Source organism: Achromobacter sp. FW305-C-30-7 (genome assembly GCF_058783105.1).
Genome location: NZ_JBYSYI010000006.1, coordinates 259,343 through 276,691 on the forward strand (window position 1 = coordinate 259,343; position 17,349 = coordinate 276,691).

Consider the following 17,349-nt stretch of genomic DNA (forward strand, 5'->3'; position numbering starts at 1 on the left):
GCCTGGTCGGGGACCGGGCCGCGCGGATCAGACTTTACTCAGCCAGTGATGGTACTTCGGGTTGCGGCCATTCACCACGTCAAAAAATGCTTTCTGCAGCTTCTCCGTGATCGGGCCGCGCCGGCCAGTGCCGATCTGGCGGTTGTCCACTTCGCGGATGGGCGTTACTTCGGCGGCGGTGCCGGTGAAGAACGCCTCGTCGGCGATATAGACGTCGTCGCGCGTCAGGCGCTTGGTCACCACGCGCAGGCCCAGGTCGGCGGCCAGCGCATGGATGGTGGAGCGGGTAATGCCGGTCAGGGCGGAGGCGATCTCCGGCTCGCAGAGCACGCCGTCCTTGACGATGAAGAGGTTTTCGCCCGAGCCCTCGGCCACGAAGCCTTCGGTGTCCAGCAGCAGGGCTTCGTCGTAGCCGTCCTGCAGGGCCTCGGTATTGGCCAGGATCGAGTTGGCGTAGGTGGTGGCGACCTTGGCGCGCGGCATGGTGACGTTCACGTGCTGGCGCGCGAACGACGATACCTTGACGCGGATGCCCGCGGACAGCGCCTCTTCGCCCAGGTAGGCGCCCCAGGGCCAGGCGGCGATGGCCACGTGCACCCGGGCGCCCTTGGGCGAAACTCCCATCTTCTCGGGGCCGTAGAACACCAGGGGGCGCAGGTAGCCGGCTTCCAGCTGGTTCTCGCGCACGACCGTCCGCTGCGCCTGGTTGATCGTGTCGCGATCGAAGGGCATGGAGATCTGGTAGATGTGCGCCGAATTGAACAGGCGGTTGGTATGGTCTTCGAGGCGGAAGATGGCGGTGCCGATCTCGGAGCGGTAGGCGCGCACGCCTTCGAATACCGACAGGCCGTAGTGCAGGGAGTGCGTCAGGACGTGCGTGGTCGCGTCTCGCCACGGTACGAGCTTGCCGTCATACCAGATGAAGCCGTCGCGGTCTGCCATCGACATGGTCTACTCCCAAGAGCCCAAGAATCTCGAGGCCCGTATTGTATCAAGCAGCGAGGTTACAATACGCGCCTATTCGCGCCCCGGCGCGGCGCCGCCAGGCCCGCGCGCAGTGATCCCGGCGGGCGAACGGGTTGTCGTGCGTTCCTTTTCCTTAGAGTTTCCATGTCGTCCTGTCCGAATCGCCAGGGGCCTGCCGTTGTCCTCTGAATCTGCGCTTCCTGAAACCGAAGACCCCGTTGCGGTCCGCCAGGAACGCGTCGCCGCCTTCCGCGCTGGCGTCCATGCCATCGTGCCCGCCCTGATCGCCACCGCCACCTGGGGGCTGGTCACCGGGGTGGCCATGGTCAAGTCCGGCCTGACGGAGACCATGGCGCTGGCCATGACCCTGCTGCTGTACGCCGGTTCCGCCCAGCTGACATCCCTGCCGCTCATCGCCACCGGCGCGCCGCTCTGGCTGATCTTCGCCGCCGGTTGTGTCGTCAATCTGCGCTTCCTCATTTTCGGCGCGGCGCTGCATCCCTATTTCCGCCACCTGTCCTGGCCCAAGCGGCTGGGGCTGGGCTATTTCACGACCGACATGGGTTTCGTGCTGTTCATGCCGCGCTATGGCGATGCGGCCGTGCGCGGTACGCGCGAACAGCTTTGGTTCTTCCTGGGCGCCATCGCGCCGGGCTGGTTCGTCTGGCAGACGTCCTCCATTGTCGGCATCTACCTGGGCACCATGGTGCCCACGGGCTGGTCGCTGGACTTCGCCGCGGTGCTGGCGCTGCTGGCCATTACGGTGCCGCTGGCCAACACCAAGCCCATGCTGATTTCCATGTTGGCCGCCGGCGTGGTCGCCTGGACGGGCCAGGTCCTGCCGCTGCGCCTCGGCCTGGCGGCCGCCGTGGTGGCGGGTGTGGTCGCCGGCATCTGGGCGGAACGCTACTTCAAGGCCCGCGCATGACCCTCTGGCCCGCCGAAATCTACGTCTATTCCGCCATCCTGCTGCTGGCGCTGTGCAGCGTGCTGACGCGCGCCGGCTTTATGCTGTTCGGCGACTACATCCCCCTGCCGGAAGGCGTGCGGCGCGCATTGCGCTACGCGCCGGCCGCCGCCCTGACCGCCATCATTGTGCCGGACCTGCTGCCCTGGAAGGCTGGCCTGGGGCCGGTGTTCGACTACAAGCTGGTCGCGGGCGTGGTCGCCATCCTGGTTTTCCTGCGCACGCGCAGCGCGGTGCTGGTCATCATCGTGGGCATGCTGGCCCTGTGGGGCCTGCGCTGGCTAGCTGGTTGACGGTTTTTTTCGAAACGTCCATCCAGTGGACGCTGCTGGTATGCCCGGCGGGCGCTTTCTGGCGGCTGCCGGAAGGCGTTTGCAATGCCTTTCGAACGCGGACCGAACCGTGTGGTAATGCGGCTGCGCTAAAATCATGTTATCCACAGCAATCCGGGCCTGGTACTGCCCTCATAAGTATCGAATCCAGAATGCGCCGCCTGCCCTGCAAGGCAGGATGCTGATTGCGCGTGTTCAGGTTGTTCCGATGCATATGTAGTGCAGTGCGCGTAGCACTCTCGTTTTGTTCTTTTTCACTGGTCCCGGTATCTGCCTAACCCTGATGACTGAATCCACTCAATCCGTAGCACCCGCCGCTGACGCGCCCGCGCCGACGTTCACTGATTTCGGTCTGCATCCCCTGCTGCTGCAGTCCATCGCCGAAACCGGCTACACCACCCCCACGCCCATCCAGGCCCAGGCCATCCCCGTCGTGGTGGAAGGGCGCGACGTCATGGGCGCGGCCCAGACCGGCACCGGCAAGACGGCCGCCTTCACGCTGCCCATCCTGCATCGCCTGATGCCGCTGGCCAACACCAGCGCATCGCCCGCGCGCCATCCGGTGCGCGCGCTGATCCTGACGCCCACGCGCGAGCTGGCTGACCAGGTCTACGAAAGCGTCAAGCGCTACAGCAAGCAGACGCCGCTGCGTTCGGCGGTGGTGTTCGGCGGCGTGGATATCGGTCCGCAGAAGGAAGCCCTGCGCCGTGGTTGCGAAGTGCTGGTGGCCACGCCCGGCCGCCTGCTCGACCACGTCGAGCAAAAGAACGTGAACCTGAGTCAGGTCGGCATCCTGGTGCTGGACGAAGCCGACCGCATGCTGGACATGGGCTTTTTGCCTGACCTGGAACGCATCATCCGTCTGCTGCCCGCGCAGCGCCAGGGCCTGCTGTTTTCCGCGACGTTCAGCAATGAAATCCGCAAGCTCGGCCGCTCGTACCTGAATCATCCGGTCGAAATCGAAGTCGCGGCGCGCAACGCCACCGCCAACACGATCACCCAGATCGCCTACAAGATGCCCAGCGACGCCAAGCGCGCCGCGGTCGTGCACCTGGTGAAGTCGCGCGGCCTGAACCAGGTCATCGTGTTCTCCAACACCAAGATCGGCACGGCGCGGCTGGCCCGCGACCTGGAACGCGATGGCGTCAAGGCCGAGTCGATCCATGGCGACAAGACGCAGGCCGACCGCATGAAGGCGCTGGAAGCCTTCAAGGCCGGCGAACTGGAAGTGCTGGTGGCCACCGACGTGGCCGCGCGCGGCCTGGACGTGGCCGGCGTGCCCTGCGTCATCAACTACGACCTGCCGTACAACGCCGAAGACTACGTGCACCGTATCGGCCGTACCGGCCGTGCCGGCGCTTCGGGCGAGGCAATCGCCCTGTTCACGCCCGACGAAGAGCGTTTCCTGCTCGACATCGAAAAACTCATCAAGCGCGAAGTGCCGCGCGGCACCCTTGACGTGCCGGCCGAACTGGTCGCGCGCAGCCACCGCCGCAGCGACGAGCACCGCGGTTCGTCCTCGCGTGAAGGCCGTGAAGGTCGTGAAGGCCGCGACAGCCGTGGTGATCGCGGCCGTTCGTCCGACCGCCGCTCCGGCTACTCGTCCGGGGCGTCGCGCCAGCCCGTGGACGATTTCTTCCTCAAGCCCTACGAGCCCTCGGCCCCGTCCGCACCGGCCGACGAGCCGGCGCCCAGGAGCAACGGCGCATCCTCCGGGCCGAAGCGCCAGATCGCCGTCTTGCTCGGCGGCAGCCGCAAGCCCTGAACCGGGTCCGCATGAAAAAACCCGCAAGCCTTTGGGCGTTGCGGGTTTTTTTATGGCTGGCGCGCGTAGCGTGCCAGAGCGCTACTGCTCAGGCTGCCAGCAAGCGCGGCAGGTCCGGCAATGCCGCGGCGACGGCGGGACTATTTTCATTCAGGCTTTCGAGCAGGCGTTCCAGGTGGCCGATATGCGGCAGCATCGGGCCGTAGAACACCACTCGCGCGCCGATCTGCACCAGCAGCGTGGGGAAATTCTCCACGTCTTCGTCGCCCAGCAGTTCGGCGTGGTCTTCGATGTCGATCCAGGCGAAGACGTGTTGGGGCAGGGCGTCGGCCAGCGCTTGCAGCTTGGGCTTGTATTGCTCACAGGTATCGCACCAGGCCGCGCAGAAGCAGGCTACCAGCCAGGCGTCGGGCGATGAGCCCAGCCGCGCGCGCAGCGCGGCCAGATCGGTATCGGGTACAAGTAGAGACATGTGGGCAGATCGAGGCGTGTTTGACTATCATACCCGGGATGTCTACCCCCTTATTTCTCGTCCATGACCGCTTTGCGTACTGATTCCGCCCCGCCTGAAAACGGCCGATTTTCCGCTGCCGGTGTCGGCGCCGTCAGCGTGGGCCAGGCGTTCAAACGCGCCCTGGTGTCCCAATGCCACCCCACCATGCTGTTCGCGGTGCTGCTGCCATTCCTGATTGCGCTGGTTGGGGCCCTGTTGTTGCTGTACCTGTTCTGGACGCCGCTCAATGAATGGCTGGCGGCCGAGGCGGCTCGCTGGGACTTCGTCAATCGGGCCGAGGACTGGATGCTGGCGATGGGGCTGTTCTCGCTCAAGGTCTACATGATCCCCGTGATCGCAGTGGCCATCCTGTTGCCGGTATCGGGCATCCTGGGCCTGGCGATTGCCGCCGTCTTCGTGATGCCGCTGGTGCTGCGTCACGTCAGCAAGCGTGAATACGTGAGCGTCACGCCGCAAGGCAAGCACGCGACCGCGGTCAGCGTGTGGAACGCAATCTGGGTGTCGCTGGCGTTTGCCGCGGGCTGGTTGCTGACGCTGCCGCTATGGCTGGTGCCGCCCATGGCCATCGCCTTGTCGATCTTCTGGTGGGCCTTCGCGTTTTCGCGCATGATGCGGGTGGACGCCATCGTCGAACATGCCAGCCCCGCCGAGCGCAAGCTCATCCTGGAGCGCAACAACGGCGGCTTCTGGACCATAGGCCTGATCTGCTCGTTGCTGAACCTGTTGCCGCCCGCGTGGGTCATCCTGCCGGTGTTTTCGGCCCTGGTTTATGCCCACTACGGTCTGGAAGCGCTCAAGCGCTTGCGCGAGGACCGCGTCATCGACGTCTGACCGGCGTCACCCCTCTCAACTTCTGGAATCGGACATGGCCGCAGAATCCGCCGCCCGCCGCATCGGCCTCATCATCGTGGGGGACGAGATCCTCTCGGGCCGCCGTCAGGACAAGCATTTTTCCAAGGTCGTCGAGCTTCTGGGCGCGCGCGGCATGCAGCTGAGCTGGGCCGAAATCGTGCCCGACGACCGCGACACGCTCATCGCCACCTACAAGCGCAGCTTCGCCACCGGGGACGTGGTGTTTTCCTGTGGCGGCATCGGCGGCACGCCCGACGACCACACCCGCCAGGCCGCCGCGGCCGCGCTGGGCCTGCCGCTGGCGCTGCATCCCGAGGCCGAGCAGGCCATCGCCTTGCGCACGGCCGAGATGGCCGCCAAGGGGCAGGGCACCGCCGACATGAGCGCGCCGGAAAACCAGCAGCGCCTGCAGATGGGCGTGTTTCCGCAAGGCTGCGAAGTCGTGCCAAACCCCTATAACCGCATCCCCGGCTTCTTCATCAAGGACCATACCTTCGTGCCGGGCTTCCCCGTCATGGCCTGGCCCATGCTCGAATGGACGCTGGATACGCGCTATCGTGCGCTGCAGCATGTGCGCGCCCATGCGGAGCATTCCTTCCTGGTGTTCAGCATGCCCGAATCGCGCATCACGCCGGCCATGCAGGCCGTGGAAACGCGCTGGCCGGGCGTGCGGGCGTTCAGCCTGCCCAGCGTGGGCGAGGCTGGCGGCACGCCGCATATCGACCTCGGCGTGAAGGGCGAGCCGGCCGCGGCCGCTGAGGCGCTGGAGTATTTGCGGGCCGAGGTGCTGCGCCTGGGCGGCAAGCTGGCGCCCCCGCCAGCAGCGTGAAGCCAGGGCCGCCCACTATGCGCGGCCCTTTTTTTTTGATACAAAAACCGGTTGCCAAACGCGCCAGTAAATTTCACAATACGGGAAAGAACTGTTTGCTGCGATGCCGCAAGTCCGGTTCCCGAAGGTGGGGCCCTACAGGCGGCGCGGCTGTCCTCGCCCCCCTTTCCATGTCCCGTCTCCCCACTACTCGCAATGCCCTGGACGCCGAGACCGAAGGCGCCTCCGCCCATCCCATCGCCATCCAGGTGATCGAACGCGCCATGCGCCTGCTCGACGCCCTGGCCGCGCAGCCGGATCCGGTAACGCTCAAGGAACTGTCCGCGACCACGGGTCTGCATGCGTCCACCGCGCACCGCATCCTGAATGACCTGGTCGTGGGCCGCTACGTTGAACGCGTCGACAACGGCCTGTATCAATTGGGCATGCGCCTGCTGGAGCTGGGTTCGCTGGTCAAGGGACGCCTGAACGTGCGCGAGGCGGCCATTTCCGCCATGCGCTCGCTGCACAAGCTGACCGGGCAGACCATCAACCTGTCGGTGCAGCAGGGCGATGAGATCGTCTACATCGAACGGGCCTGGAGCGAGCGTTCGGGCATGCAGGTGGTCCGCGCCATCGGCGGCCGCGCGCCGCTGCACCTGACCTCCACCGGCAAGCTGTTTCTGTCCACCGCCGATGCGCGCCAGGTCCGCGCCTACGCGTTGCGCACCGGCCTGGCCGGCCACACGCGCAACAGCCTGACCGACCTGGACCGCCTGGAACGCGAACTGGCGCTGGTGCGGCGCCACGGCTATGCGCGCGACAACGAGGAACTCGAACTCGGCGTGCGCTGTATCGCCGCCGGTATTTTCGACGACACCGGCAAGCTGGTCGCGGGCCTGTCCATCTCGGCCCCGGCCGAACGACTGCAGGACGACTGGATCAAGGCCCTGGTCGACACCGCCGCCAGCATTTCCGAAGCGTTGGGCTACGAGCCCTCGGTCTCCTCCGGCTTCAACGGCCTGGGCATGGCGGCAGAGGCCCTGCGCCCGTAATCCAAGGCCGCTCGGCCAAAAAAGAAAAGCCCCTGATGGGGCTTTTCTTCCAGGTGCGCCGTGCAGGCGCCCGTTCGGATTACTGCTGTTCGACGCCAGCCTTCTTGAACAGCTCGCCCCACTGCGGAACTTGTTGCTTGACCTTGGCTTCCAGGGATTGCGGATTGGCTTCGGACGTCAGCACCGTGGCGCCCAGCTGCTTCATGCGGTCCTGGAACTTGGGATCGGCCAGGCCGGCCTGCAGGCTCTTGATCAGCTTGTCCACGACCGGCTTGGGCGTGCCCTTCGGCACCCACATGCCATGCCAGATGCCCACTTCAAAACCCTTGTAGCCGGATTCGTCCATGGTCGGCAGGTTCGGCAGCGTGGGGACGCGCTTCAGGCTGGTGACGGCGTAGGCCTTCACCTTGCCACTGTCGATCTGCTGGGTGGTGTTGGTGGTCTGGTCGCATAGCAGGTCCACCTGCTTGCCCAGCAGGTCGTTCATGGCCGGCGCGGTGCCCTTGTAGGGGATGGTCAGCAGTTGCACGCCCAGCGCCTCGACCAGCATGGTGCCGCACAGATGGCTGGCGGCGCCGATGCCGGCGTTGGCCAGGGACACCTTGTCCTTGTTCTGTTTGACGTACTCCGCCAGTTCCTTGATGTTGTTGGGCGGGAAGTCGGAGCGCGCGATGATGGTCATCGGCACGTCGACCACCAGGCCGATAGGCTCGAAGCTCTTGTAGGGGTCGTACCCCGGATTCTTGTACAGCGAGGGCGCGGTCGAGAAGCCGGCGTGCATCAACAGGACGGAATAGCCGTCAGGCTGCGCGCGCGCTACCTGGGTGGTGCCGATGGTGCCACCGGCGCCGCCCTTGTTCTCGACCACGACCGTCTGGCCCAGGCTCGGCCGCATGGCTTCCGCGAGCGAACGCGCGACGTTGTCCGTCGGGCCGCCAGCGGCGAACGGCACCACCATATTGATGGGGCGATCCGGATATTCGGCTTGGGCGGCGCCGGCTGCGAGCATGGCGCTGACCGCGAGCAAGGCCGAAAGCGTGCGGGGGATGAGGGTCATGGAGTCTCCAATTGCAGGGTTTTGCTGCTGCGATTTCATTGTTGCGCGCTGACTTGTGGGTTTATTTGTCTGTCATCAGCGTGAAAGCAGTTTAGAAAACAATTGATACGTCGTCACTTCGGGTATTTCCTGAATCCTGGGAAATCTTTGTGCTGGATCAAGCCCGTATGAGGCGTGCACCGTCGAAGTGCAATTCTTTGTTGCGTTGCACAAAAACTCCTTGACAAGTTTTTTTGCCAGTCTAGAATGTGAATTGTGCAGTGCATCAAACGGGCCGGCGGTAGCTTGTAGTACCAGTTTCCGCGCACGTTTCTCTAGTTCGTCGCAGACAACCATCCTTACTTGCCGGACAGCCTCCGGCTACCCCTAAAGGAGCATTCTATGAGCGCTATTCCGCAACAAGTCCTGGACCGTCAAAAGGCCAGCATCAACACCATCGTGGCCGCCCAGACCGCTGTTTTCGCCGGCTTCGAAAAGCTGGTCGAACTGAACCTGAAGGTCGTCCGCGCCACGCTGGACGAAGTCGCCCAGAAGTCGCAGCAAGCCGCTGAAGTCAAGGATCCGCAGGAAGCCGCCGCTTTCGCCTCGGGCCTGCTGCAGCCGGGCGCCGAAAAGGCCATGGCCTACACCAAGCATGTGTACGACATCGTCGCCGGCGTGCAGACGAGCCTGGTCAAGCTGACCGAGGAACAGATCGCCGAAGGTCAGCAGCAGCTGAGCGAAGCCGTCGACCAGTTCTCCAAGAACGCCCCGACCGGCTCCGAAAGCGCCGTTGCCCTGATCAAGTCCTCGCTGGCCACCGCGACCAGCGCCTACGATTCCATGACCAAGGCTGCCAAGCAGGCTGCTGAAGTCGCCGAATCGAACCTGAATGCCGCCGCCAACGCGACCTTCAAGGCTGCCTCGGATGCTGCCGACGCCGCCACCAAGGTTGCCAGCCGCAGCCGCCGCAGCGCCTAAGTTTTTGGCGCGCAGTGCTGCGCAAACCGCAGTTATGTAGTACTGTTGAGTGACAGAGCAGAGCTGGAATTAGGGCCACCCACCGGGTGGCCCCTTTTTTTGCCTGCTTTTTTGTCCTTATCGCCGCGGTGGATGCCGGCGCCGTTTCCGGTCAGCGCGCCACGGCGCGCACGCACTCGCCCACCAGGGCCGGACCGCGGTAGATCAGGCCGGTATAGAGCTGCACGGCGTCGGCGCCCGCGTCCATTTTCTCGCGCGCCTGGCGGCCCGACATGACCCCGCCCACGCCGATGATGGCCAGGCTGCCGCCCAGCCTTTCCTTCAGGCGGCGGATGACGGCCAGCGACAATTCATGCACCGGGGCGCCCGACAGGCCGCCGGCTTCCTCGGCATGCGGCTGGCCGGTGACGGCATCCCGCGAGAGAGTGGTGTTGGTGGCGATGACGCCGTCGATGCCATGGCGCGGCAGCGTTTCCGCGATGGAATCGATCTGCTCATGCGTCAGGTCGGGAGCGATCTTCACCGCCATGGGCACGCGCCGCTGGTGTTTGTCTTCCAGCGCGCGGCGCTTGTCCGCCAACTGCGCCAGCAGGGCCGACAGTTCGTCGCCGCCTTGCAGCGCGCGCAGGTTCTTGGTGTTGGGCGAGGAAATGTTCACCGTCACATAGTCGGCATGCGGATACACGCCTTCCAGCCCGATCAGGTAGTCGTCCGCGGCGCGCTCGATGGGCGTGTCTGCGTTCTTGCCGATGTTCAGCCCCAGCACGCCGCCTTGCTTGCGCCAGGCGCTGCGCTGCACATTGGCCAGGAAGGCGTCCAGTCCCTGGTTGTTGAAGCCCAGCCGGTTGATCAGCGCGTTGGCGCGCGGCAGCCGGAACATGCGCGGCTTGGGGTTGCCGGGCTGGGCGCGCGGAGTCACCGTGCCTACCTCGATAAAGCCGAATCCCAGATTGCCCAGCGCGTCGATATAGGCGCCGTTCTTGTCCAGGCCCGCGGCCAGCCCGATCGGGTTGGCCAGTTGCAAACCCATCAGCGTGCTCGGCGCCTTCGGCTGCGCATGCATGAGCTTGCGCGTCGCCCCGCACTCATAGGCGCGTTGCAGGCCCGACAGGGTGACTTCGTGGGCGGTTTCCGCGTCCATGGCGAACAGCGCCGGGCGGGCCAGGGGATAGGCGTGGAAGAGGATAGACATGGGGCGGAATTGTAGAGCGAATTTTGCCGGCCCTGCGCCGCGCCGGGCGCCCCGGGCGAGACCAGAATCAGGCGGGCGGCGGGGCGGGCTGCTCGCCCCACGCGCCGTCGACCAGGAACTGGGCCGGGTGGAAGCTCGATTTGTAAGACATCTTGCGGCTGTCGGCGATCCAATAGCCCAGGTACAGCCAGGGCAGGTTCAGCGTGCGGCATTGCTCGATCTGCCACAGGATGCTGTAGGTGCCCAGGCTGCCGGCAAGGTCCGGATCGTAGAAGGTGTAGACGGAGGACAGGCCGTCGTCCAGTACGTCGATGATGGACACCATGACCAGCGCGCCCGTTTCATCGCGGAATTCGACCAGGCGGGTGTTGACGCGGCTGGTGAGCAGGAATTGCGCATACTGCGTACGGCTGTCCTCGTCCATGCCGCCGCCTGGATGGCGACCCTGCTGGTAACGCGTGTACAGCCGGTAGTGTTCGGGCGACCAGGCCAGCTCCGCCACGAACGATTGCAGGCCCTGGTGGTCGCGCCAGGCGCGGCGCTGGCTGCGATTGGGCGCGAAGCCTGCCGTATCCACGCGCACGGGGATGCAGGCATGGCAGTTGTCGCAGTGCGGCCGGTAGGTAAACAGCCCGCTGCGCCGGAAGCCTTGCTCCACCAGTTGCGAATACGTGCCCGCGTTGATCAGGTGGCCGGGCGCGGCGACCTGCGACCGTGCCTGGCGACCCGGCAGATAGCTGCAAGGGTAGGGAGCGGTGGCGTAGAACTGCAGGGTGGAGAAAGGGAGTTCTTTGAGCTGGCTCATCGGAGGTCCCGCGTTGCGGCGGCAGGCCCGCAAGGGGCTGGCTACATATTAACGCCGAACCCCGCGCCCGATGCTGTGTCGGGATGCAAGCGGCCGGCGCTGTCCAGCGTGCCGCGGGCCCATGCGACGGCGGGCAGCGCCGTGGCTGCCCGCACATGCTGCAGGAACGCGGCGCGCGGGATGGCGCGCGCGCCCAGGCTGGCCAGATGGCGCGTCTGCTGTTGGCAGTCGATGCGCTCCACGCCTTGCGCGGCCAGATAGCGCACCAGATAGGACAGGGCGATCTTGGAGGCGTTGGGCGCGCGGGTGAACATGGATTCGCCGAAGAACATGCGGCCCAGGCTGATGCCGTAGAGGCCGCCGGCCAGTTCGCCGTCGATCCAGGTTTCGATGCTGTGCACGTAGCCAGCCTCATGCCAGGCGCGATAGGCCTGCTGCATGGCGGCGGTGATCCAGGTGCCCGGCTGGCCGTCGCGCGGCGCGGCGCATTGCGCCATCACCTCGGCAAAGGCCGTGTCCACGCGCACCTGCACGCGCGGCGCGGCGGCATGCTCCTGGCTGGCGACCTGCCGCAGCAGCTTGCGCAGCGTATGCGAGGGCGCGAAGTCCTTGATGCCCAGCACCATGCGCGGATCGGGGCTCCACCACAGAATCGGCTCGCCCTCGGAGTACCACGGGAAGATGCCGTTGGAGTAGGCCTCGATCAGCCTGGCGGTCGACAAGTCCGCGCCCGCGGCGAGCAGGCCGTCGGGATCCGCTAGCGCAAACTCCGCGGGCGGAAAGGGGGTGTCGACGGCTAGCCAGGGCAGTTTCAACGGTGCGATTCTAGGGTGTAGTGATGAGGGGGAAACACGCCCTGCTTGCGGTCGTCGAAGTAGTGGCGCAGCGTCGTCGCCACGGTGCGGAACGCCAGATCGTCCCAGGGGATCTCGGACTCGTCGTAATAGCGGGCCTCGAGGCTTTCGGGGCCCGGGTCGAGCTCGCCCGACAGCGCCTCGGCCAGGTAGAACACATGCACCTGATCGATCTGGGGCAGGTCGATGACGGTATAGAGTTCGCCCAGCTTGATGCGGGCGCCGGACTCTTCCAGCGTTTCGCGGGCGGCGCCCTGTGCCGTGCTTTCGCCCAGTTCCATGAAGCCGGCCGGCAGGGTCCAGGTGTTGTAGCGCGGTTCGATGGCGCGCCGGCACAGCAGGACCCGGTTTTCCCAGACCGGCAGGGTACCGACCACCAGCCTCGGATTCTGGTAATGGATTGCGCCGCAGTGATCGCAGATGTCGCGTTCGCGGTTGTCGCCTTCTGGAACCCGGCGGCTGATGGGCGAGCCGCATTGGCTGCAGAAATGCGAACGGCGCGGCGCGGGAAAGTATTCGAGGGGCGATTTTGCGGTCATGGGTACGATTCTAACGGCTGCGGCGGGGGCTGGCGCGCCGGCCTGGGACGGCCGGGGAGGGGGCGCCGAAGCGGCCCTCCAGATGCTCCACGAAGGATCGTACCTTGGGCGACAGGAAGCGCCGGTGCGGGTAGACGGCGTACATGGAGATCGAGGTGTGGGTGTAATCGGTCAGTAGCGCCACCAGGCGGTGGGCGCGGATGTCGTCGCCCACCAGGAAATCGGGCTGCAGGATGATGCCGTGGCCGGCCAGCGCCGCGGTCCGCAGCACGTCGCCGTTGTTGGCCCGCAGGGCCGCGTTCACGCGCACCAGATGGGTCACGCCGTCCTTCTCGAAGTGCCATTCGTTGCCGGTGCTGGCGTAGGCGTAATGCAGGCAGCGGTGCTGCTTCAGTTCTTCCGGCGTCTGCGGCGTGCCGTGGCGCCGCAGGTATTCGGGGGCGGCGCAGACCAGCAGCTGCTGCGGCGCCAGCGGCCGCGCGACCAGCGAGGAATCCTGCAGCGGACCGATGCGCACGGCAACGTCGTAGCCGTCCTCCACCAGGTCCACCACGCGGTCGTTCAGGTCCAGGTCGATGATCACGTCGGGATAGCGCTGCAGGTACTCGGCAATAGCCGGTCCCAGGTGCAGGATCCCGAACGACACTGGCGCGCTCACCCGCAGTCGGCCGCTGGGCCGCTGGCCCTCGGCCTGCAGCGACAGTTCCAGGTCCGCCACCTCGGCCAGGATGGGCCGCACGCGTTCATAGAAGGCGCGTCCGGCGTCGGTCATGCTCAGCTTGCGCGTGGTGCGGTTCAGGAGGCGCACGCCGTACTTCTGTTCCAGATAGGCGATCTGGCGCGTGACCACGGAGCGGGCCTGGCCCATCTTGTCGGCCGCGGCCGCGAACGAACCCAATTCCACGACCTTGGCGTAGGTCTGCATGGCGGTATGCGTGTCCAAGATTGTTTCCTATCGGGGAACAATAATTTGCAATTCTGCATGTTTATCTTTGTTTTTGGAATCGCAAGAATAGCGCTCATCAAGAATCTTCCCATCCTGGGCGATTCCCCACCGCTCTAGGAGAGTGCAATGGTTGATATCCGTACCGCGCCCTATGCCGCGCTGCTGCTGCGCGTGGCGCTCGGCGTCATGTTCCTGGCCCATGGCCTGACCAAGCTGCTGGTGTTCACGCTGCCCGGCACCGCGCAGTTCTTCGCCAAGATCGGCTTCGCCGGCTGGCTGGCGTATCCTGTGACGTTCTTCGAGGTCGGCGCCGGCGTGCTGCTGATCCTGGGCATCGTGCCGCGCTGGGTCGCCGCCATTGCCGTGGTGCAGTTGTTCGTGGCTTCCACGGTGCATTTCCCCAATGGCTGGGGCTTCGGCAATGCCGGCGGCGGCTGGGAATATCCGATCTTCCTGACCGTGGCGGCCGCCGTGCTGGCGCTGCTGGGCGACGGCAAGTACGCGCTGGTCAAGAGCGGCCGCGGCTGATCGCTGCGCGCACCAGTCTGTCTACCGTCACGGACGTGTCCGACAGGACGGTCGGACCCTAGAATGGCCCGGCCGTTTTCCATTTCTGGAGTTTCCATGTCCTTCCCGAAGTCGTACTTCAAGCGCGCCGCCGCCGCAGCCATGCTGGCCCTGGCCTTGTCTCCCGCCGTCCATGCGTCCGCTGAACAGGAGGCCGCCAACAAGGCGGCCGTGCTGGCCTTCTACGAGAAGGGCCTGAATCAGAAGGACGCGGATGCGGCGCTGAAATACGTGGGCGACCGCTATGTGCAGCACAATCCCAATGCGGCCGACGGCCCAGAGGGTTTCCGTAAATTCATCGCCTTCCTGCGCGACAAGTTTCCGCAATCGCGCAGCGAGATCAAACGCGTCTTCACCGACGGCGACTATGTGATCCTGCACGTGCACGCGGTGCGCCAACCCGGCGACCGCGGCAGCGCCATCATCGACATCTTCCGCCTGGAGCAGGGCAAGATCGTGGAGCACTGGGACGCGGTGCAGCCCATCCCCGAGCAGTCCGCCAATCCCAACGGCATGTTCTGAACGTGCCGGTCAGGCGTGGGGATCCGGGTCGAAGCCGAATTCCTGTGCCACATCCTTTTGCGCGACCAGCGCCAGCGGCGCGGCCGCATAGGTTTCGGGCAGGACGGCCTGTATCGTGCCGCCGGGTGCGAGTTCCGTCAGGGCGTCCAGCAACGGCTCTCCGTCCGCCGTGGTCATCCTTTCCAGCAGCGGCGGCAGATCGCGGTCCAGCACGATGCCCGCCCCGAAGGGCGTCATCGCATACAGCTGGCCCGCATCGTCCAGCTTCCACGCGGCGACCGAATCGACCGTCTGGTTCGTGTGCGTGAGCAGGCCACTGTTGTCATCGCTCAAGCGCAACACATACGGCGCCGCGTCCAGGCGCAGGAATACGCGCTGGGGACCGTTCTGGAAAAACCAGCGCCCCGCGTCGTCGTGTTCATAGTTGCGGTTGATGAACTCCAGGATCTGCGTGTTGGTGATGGACTCGCCCGGACCGCCCGCGGCCGATTGGCCTTGCGGGTGCAGGCGCCAGCGGCCGCGCGCGTCCAGCGACAGCCAGCCGTACACCGCCGGCACGTCGGGCCAGCGCGCGAGCGCGTCCTTCACCGATTGATCCATGTTCAGGGCCGGATGATGATGGGAGGAGGGTTGATGATGATGGCGGGCGCCGGCATCGCGGGCACCACCACCGGCTGCGGCATTTGCACGTAGCCGTGGCGGTAGTCATCCCGGCATTTGCGCTTTTCCTGGTAGTCGCCGTTGCGCTTCCATTTGCGCTCGACCTTACAGGCGCCGTCCCAATACTGCTCTTTATACTCGCGGCCGTGGCGATGGCGGTGCTTGTCCGAATCCGCCTGCGCCGCAAGCGGGGCCAGCGTGAGCAATGCCGCGGCGGACAGCGTCAGCAACGCGGAGGAATAGTGGGCTCGGGAGTTCGGAAGCGTGCGCATGGGATCGTCGTCAGTGGCAAACGGCGTCACCATAGCAATCATTTGGTTGACCGCGCGTAGTGATGCGTAACGAGATGCAGGAGGGCAGCCCGCAATCGTACCTGAGATCCTCATGGCCGGTCCCGGCCGCCAGCCGGTACGCGATTCTGATTTACGGCCAGCCCCCGGGCGGCGTAAAAATTGAGTCCTTACTTCTACTCGGCGAGTTCCGACATATGAAGATCGCTATTCTCGACGACTGGTTCGACACCCTGCGCCGCCTTCCTTGTTACTCCCTGCTGCGCGATCACGAGATCACCGCCTGGACGGATCACGTGGAAGATACCGATGTGCTGGCAGAGCGTCTGGCCGATACGGAAGCTCTGGTCCTGATCCGTGAACGCACCACGATACGGCGCGAATTGATCGAGCGATTGCCCAAGCTGCGGCTGATCAGCCAGCGTAGCGTCTACCCGCACATCGACGTTGCCGCATGTACCGATCATGGCGTCCTGGTGTGCTCGGACCTGCACGCGGATACGCCTTCGTATGCTGCCGCGGAGCTGACGTGGGCGCTGGTGCTGGCGGCCATGCGCCAGCTGCCGCAACAGGTGGAGTCCATGCGTCAGGGCCATTGGCAATACGGGGTGGGGCACACTGTCCGGGGCAAGACCATGGGCATCTTCGGCTATGGGCGCATCGGCCGGGTAGTGGCGGGCTACGCCCAGGCATTCGGCATGAGGGTGCTGGTCTGGGCTCGTCCCGAGTCGTTGCAGCGCGCGCGGGAGGACGGCTACGACATCGCAGCCTCCAAGGCCGAGTTCTTTTCATCCTGCGACGTGCTGTCTCTACATATGCGCTTGGTTCCCGCGACCAAGGGCATTGTCACGGCCGCGGATCTCGCCGTCATGAAAGAGAGCTCGCTGCTCGTGAACACCAGCCGCGCCGGACTCATCGAACCCGGCGCCCTGGTGCCGGCGCTGCTGGCCAAACGCCCGGCCATGGCGGCGCTGGATGTTTTCGACCACGAACCCTTGACCGATACTTCGAATCCGCTTCTGCAGATGCCCAACGTCCTGTGCACGCCCCACATCGGATACGTGACTTACGAGGAATGGGATCTGCAGTTCAAGGACGTGTTCAACCAGATTCTCGCGTTTGCGGCGGGGACGCCGGTAAACATGGTGAATCCGCAGGTGGCGGCGTCATGAACGCCTCTCTGGAACGCCTTGCGAAACAGCTTGATCTGGACGCCGATCGCAATGAACGCTTGCGTCTGGCATTCGGTCACGCCTGCGCGCTTCGGGTCGAGCACTTGCTTGAAGAACAGGAGGTCGTGGATTGCCTGGCGATTCTCGGCCGGTATCTGGGCGGCGCAATCGGCCATGAACAGCTGCAGCAGGTTTGCGCTCAGGCCTCGCGCCTGGCGAACCGGCATCAGGGGTCGAAATCCCTGGATGGCTGCGGCCATGCCGCCGTGTCCGCGACCTATGCCGTGGCCAGCGCCCTGGCCGGGAAGGCGCTCCGCGCAGCCGAATATGCGGCTTACGCCGCAGTCTACGGTCAGGGTGGTTATGGCGCTGTTTCAGATCCCGAGTCGTTCGAGCCGGAGTTCGCCTGGCAAGCGGAATGTCTGGCTTCTCTGGCTACCCGCGAGCCTGACAGGCATCTGGCGTAGTGGTTGAGCCGTCAGGAAAACAAAAAACCCGCAGAGCATTATCTGCGGGTTTTGAGAAA

21 protein-coding genes are annotated in these 17,349 nt (G+C 65.3%); 11 read left to right on the forward strand and 10 right to left on the reverse strand.

Annotated elements, in window-relative coordinates:
• Window positions 1-27: 27 nt before the first annotated feature.
• Entirely contained in the window at window positions 28-948 is a 921-nt protein-coding gene (locus AC3WOB_RS21015) for a branched-chain amino acid transaminase (protein ID WP_492276074.1), read from the reverse strand.
• 196 nt (window positions 949-1,144) lie between these two features.
• Between AC3WOB_RS21015 and AC3WOB_RS21020 the strand changes: the two genes are divergently transcribed.
• The 3 genes from AC3WOB_RS21020 to AC3WOB_RS21030 all read left to right on the forward strand — a co-directional run bounded on the left by AC3WOB_RS21020 (window position 1,145) and on the right by AC3WOB_RS21030 (window position 4,030).
• Window positions 1,145-1,894 (forward strand): AzlC family ABC transporter permease, encoded by a 750-nt coding sequence (locus AC3WOB_RS21020; protein ID WP_492276075.1) that lies wholly within the window; start codon window positions 1,145-1,147, stop codon window positions 1,892-1,894.
• Entirely contained in the window at window positions 1,891-2,226 is a 336-nt protein-coding gene (locus tag AC3WOB_RS21025; protein ID WP_013391747.1) for an AzlD domain-containing protein, read from the forward strand. Before AC3WOB_RS21020 ends, AC3WOB_RS21025 begins: the two co-directional genes overlap by 4 nt.
• 322 nt (window positions 2,227-2,548) lie before the next feature.
• Entirely contained in the window at window positions 2,549-4,030 is a 1,482-nt protein-coding gene (locus AC3WOB_RS21030; protein ID WP_492276076.1) for a DEAD/DEAH box helicase, read from the forward strand.
• 88 nt (window positions 4,031-4,118) lie between these two features.
• Here the strand turns inward: AC3WOB_RS21030 and AC3WOB_RS21035 are convergent, their stop codons facing one another.
• The gene (locus AC3WOB_RS21035) at window positions 4,119-4,502 is read right to left on the reverse strand and encodes a thioredoxin family protein (protein WP_013391749.1); all 384 of its coding nucleotides are present in this window, start codon (window positions 4,500-4,502) and stop codon (window positions 4,119-4,121) included.
• Window positions 4,503-4,565: 63 nt separating this feature from the next.
• Here AC3WOB_RS21035 and AC3WOB_RS21040 point away from each other — a divergent pair, with 63 nt between their 5' ends.
• The 3 genes from AC3WOB_RS21040 to AC3WOB_RS21050 all read left to right on the forward strand — a co-directional run bounded on the left by AC3WOB_RS21040 (window position 4,566) and on the right by AC3WOB_RS21050 (window position 7,259).
• Window positions 4,566-5,375, forward strand: coding sequence for an EI24 domain-containing protein (locus AC3WOB_RS21040; RefSeq protein ID WP_492276077.1), 810 nt, complete (start codon window positions 4,566-4,568; stop codon window positions 5,373-5,375).
• A gap of 34 nt (window positions 5,376-5,409) precedes the next feature.
• Window positions 5,410-6,225, forward strand: a complete 816-nt coding sequence (locus AC3WOB_RS21045; RefSeq protein ID WP_492276078.1) for a competence/damage-inducible protein A — start codon at window positions 5,410-5,412, stop codon at window positions 6,223-6,225.
• A gap of 170 nt (window positions 6,226-6,395) precedes the next feature.
• The gene (locus AC3WOB_RS21050) at window positions 6,396-7,259 is read left to right on the forward strand and encodes an IclR family transcriptional regulator (protein ID WP_013391752.1); all 864 of its coding nucleotides are present in this window, start codon (window positions 6,396-6,398) and stop codon (window positions 7,257-7,259) included.
• Between the two features lie 79 nt (window positions 7,260-7,338).
• Here AC3WOB_RS21050 and AC3WOB_RS21055 read toward each other — a convergent pair whose 3' ends face one another.
• Window positions 7,339-8,316 carry a tripartite tricarboxylate transporter substrate binding protein BugD gene (locus tag AC3WOB_RS21055; RefSeq protein WP_492276079.1) on the reverse strand — a complete coding sequence of 326 codons (978 nt, stop codon included), beginning with the start codon at window positions 8,314-8,316 and terminating at the stop codon, window positions 7,339-7,341.
• A gap of 381 nt (window positions 8,317-8,697) precedes the next feature.
• Between AC3WOB_RS21055 and phaP the strand changes: the two genes are divergently transcribed.
• Entirely contained in the window at window positions 8,698-9,276 is a 579-nt protein-coding gene (phaP, locus tag AC3WOB_RS21060) for a TIGR01841 family phasin (RefSeq protein WP_013391754.1), read from the forward strand.
• A gap of 151 nt (window positions 9,277-9,427) precedes the next feature.
• Here phaP and AC3WOB_RS21065 read toward each other — a convergent pair whose 3' ends face one another.
• From AC3WOB_RS21065 to AC3WOB_RS21085, 5 genes are all read right to left on the reverse strand, one after another.
• Complete coding sequence (locus AC3WOB_RS21065) at window positions 9,428-10,468, reverse strand: quinone-dependent dihydroorotate dehydrogenase (RefSeq protein WP_492276080.1); 1,041 nt, start codon at window positions 10,466-10,468, stop codon at window positions 9,428-9,430.
• A gap of 67 nt (window positions 10,469-10,535) precedes the next feature.
• A complete protein-coding gene (locus AC3WOB_RS21070; RefSeq protein WP_013391756.1) occupies window positions 10,536-11,273 on the reverse strand; it encodes an arginyltransferase in 738 nt (245 codons plus the stop codon).
• 41 nt (window positions 11,274-11,314) lie between these two features.
• Window positions 11,315-12,088 carry a leucyl/phenylalanyl-tRNA--protein transferase gene (aat, locus tag AC3WOB_RS21075; RefSeq protein WP_492276081.1) on the reverse strand — a complete coding sequence of 258 codons (774 nt, stop codon included), beginning with the start codon at window positions 12,086-12,088 and terminating at the stop codon, window positions 11,315-11,317.
• Window positions 12,085-12,666: an NUDIX hydrolase gene (locus AC3WOB_RS21080; protein WP_492276082.1), complete on the reverse strand. Its 582-nt coding sequence runs from the start codon at window positions 12,664-12,666 to the stop codon at window positions 12,085-12,087. Before AC3WOB_RS21080 ends, aat begins: the two co-directional genes overlap by 4 nt.
• A 10-nt stretch (window positions 12,667-12,676) precedes the next feature.
• The gene (locus tag AC3WOB_RS21085; RefSeq protein ID WP_013391759.1) at window positions 12,677-13,609 is read right to left on the reverse strand and encodes a LysR family transcriptional regulator; all 933 of its coding nucleotides are present in this window, start codon (window positions 13,607-13,609) and stop codon (window positions 12,677-12,679) included.
• 129 nt (window positions 13,610-13,738) lie between these two features.
• Here AC3WOB_RS21085 and AC3WOB_RS21090 point away from each other — a divergent pair, with 129 nt between their 5' ends.
• Both AC3WOB_RS21090 and AC3WOB_RS21095 read left to right on the forward strand, forming a co-directional pair.
• Window positions 13,739-14,140, forward strand: coding sequence for a DoxX family protein (locus AC3WOB_RS21090; protein ID WP_013391760.1), 402 nt, complete (start codon window positions 13,739-13,741; stop codon window positions 14,138-14,140).
• A 96-nt stretch (window positions 14,141-14,236) separates the two neighbouring features.
• Window positions 14,237-14,701 carry a nuclear transport factor 2 family protein gene (locus AC3WOB_RS21095; protein ID WP_492276083.1) on the forward strand — a complete coding sequence of 155 codons (465 nt, stop codon included), beginning with the start codon at window positions 14,237-14,239 and terminating at the stop codon, window positions 14,699-14,701.
• Between the two features lie 9 nt (window positions 14,702-14,710).
• Here the strand turns inward: AC3WOB_RS21095 and AC3WOB_RS21100 are convergent, their stop codons facing one another.
• Together AC3WOB_RS21100 and AC3WOB_RS21105 are read right to left on the reverse strand one after the other, a co-directional pair.
• Window positions 14,711-15,301 carry a DUF2946 family protein gene (locus tag AC3WOB_RS21100; RefSeq protein ID WP_492276084.1) on the reverse strand — a complete coding sequence of 197 codons (591 nt, stop codon included), beginning with the start codon at window positions 15,299-15,301 and terminating at the stop codon, window positions 14,711-14,713.
• A gap of 2 nt (window positions 15,302-15,303) precedes the next feature.
• Window positions 15,304-15,666 carry a hypothetical protein gene (locus AC3WOB_RS21105; protein ID WP_492276174.1) on the reverse strand — a complete coding sequence of 121 codons (363 nt, stop codon included), beginning with the start codon at window positions 15,664-15,666 and terminating at the stop codon, window positions 15,304-15,306.
• A gap of 182 nt (window positions 15,667-15,848) precedes the next feature.
• Between AC3WOB_RS21105 and AC3WOB_RS21110 the strand changes: the two genes are divergently transcribed.
• The gene (locus tag AC3WOB_RS21110) at window positions 15,849-16,823 is read left to right on the forward strand and encodes a D-2-hydroxyacid dehydrogenase family protein (RefSeq protein ID WP_492276085.1); all 975 of its coding nucleotides are present in this window, start codon (window positions 15,849-15,851) and stop codon (window positions 16,821-16,823) included.
• On the forward strand, window positions 16,820-17,290 hold the full coding sequence (locus AC3WOB_RS21115) for a hypothetical protein (RefSeq protein WP_492276086.1): 471 nt from the start codon (window positions 16,820-16,822) through the stop codon (window positions 17,288-17,290). Before AC3WOB_RS21110 ends, AC3WOB_RS21115 begins: the two co-directional genes overlap by 4 nt.
• The last annotated feature ends 59 nt before the right edge of the window (window positions 17,291-17,349 follow it).

Bases quoted from the DNA above. Each gene is read 5' to 3' on its own strand.
- AC3WOB_RS21015 (WP_492276074.1), bottom strand. From the start codon at position 948: ATGTCGATGGCAGACCGCGACGGCTTCATCTGGTATGACGGCAAGCTC.
- AC3WOB_RS21050 (WP_013391752.1), top strand. From the start codon at position 6,396: ATGTCCCGTCTCCCCACTACTCGCAATGCCCTGGACGCCGAGACCGAA.
- AC3WOB_RS21090 (WP_013391760.1), top strand. From the start codon at position 13,739: ATGGTTGATATCCGTACCGCGCCCTATGCCGCGCTGCTGCTGCGCGTG.
- AC3WOB_RS21065 (WP_492276080.1), bottom strand. From the start codon at position 10,468: ATGTCTATCCTCTTCCACGCCTATCCCCTGGCCCGCCCGGCGCTGTTC.
- AC3WOB_RS21080 (WP_492276082.1), bottom strand. From the start codon at position 12,666: ATGACCGCAAAATCGCCCCTCGAATACTTTCCCGCGCCGCGCCGTTCG.
- AC3WOB_RS21115 (WP_492276086.1), top strand. From the start codon at position 16,820: ATGAACGCCTCTCTGGAACGCCTTGCGAAACAGCTTGATCTGGACGCC.
- phaP (WP_013391754.1), top strand. From the start codon at position 8,698: ATGAGCGCTATTCCGCAACAAGTCCTGGACCGTCAAAAGGCCAGCATC.
- AC3WOB_RS21095 (WP_492276083.1), top strand. From the start codon at position 14,237: ATGTCCTTCCCGAAGTCGTACTTCAAGCGCGCCGCCGCCGCAGCCATG.
- AC3WOB_RS21040 (WP_492276077.1), top strand. From the start codon at position 4,566: ATGACCGCTTTGCGTACTGATTCCGCCCCGCCTGAAAACGGCCGATTT.
- AC3WOB_RS21025 (WP_013391747.1), top strand. From the start codon at position 1,891: ATGACCCTCTGGCCCGCCGAAATCTACGTCTATTCCGCCATCCTGCTG.
- AC3WOB_RS21055 (WP_492276079.1), bottom strand. From the start codon at position 8,316: ATGACCCTCATCCCCCGCACGCTTTCGGCCTTGCTCGCGGTCAGCGCC.
- AC3WOB_RS21030 (WP_492276076.1), top strand. From the start codon at position 2,549: ATGACTGAATCCACTCAATCCGTAGCACCCGCCGCTGACGCGCCCGCG.
- AC3WOB_RS21045 (WP_492276078.1), top strand. From the start codon at position 5,410: ATGGCCGCAGAATCCGCCGCCCGCCGCATCGGCCTCATCATCGTGGGG.
- AC3WOB_RS21035 (WP_013391749.1), bottom strand. From the start codon at position 4,502: ATGTCTCTACTTGTACCCGATACCGATCTGGCCGCGCTGCGCGCGCGG.
- AC3WOB_RS21070 (WP_013391756.1), bottom strand. From the start codon at position 11,273: ATGAGCCAGCTCAAAGAACTCCCTTTCTCCACCCTGCAGTTCTACGCC.
- AC3WOB_RS21100 (WP_492276084.1), bottom strand. From the start codon at position 15,301: ATGGATCAATCGGTGAAGGACGCGCTCGCGCGCTGGCCCGACGTGCCG.
- AC3WOB_RS21110 (WP_492276085.1), top strand. From the start codon at position 15,849: ATGAAGATCGCTATTCTCGACGACTGGTTCGACACCCTGCGCCGCCTT.
- AC3WOB_RS21105 (WP_492276174.1), bottom strand. From the start codon at position 15,666: ATGGTGACGCCGTTTGCCACTGACGACGATCCCATGCGCACGCTTCCG.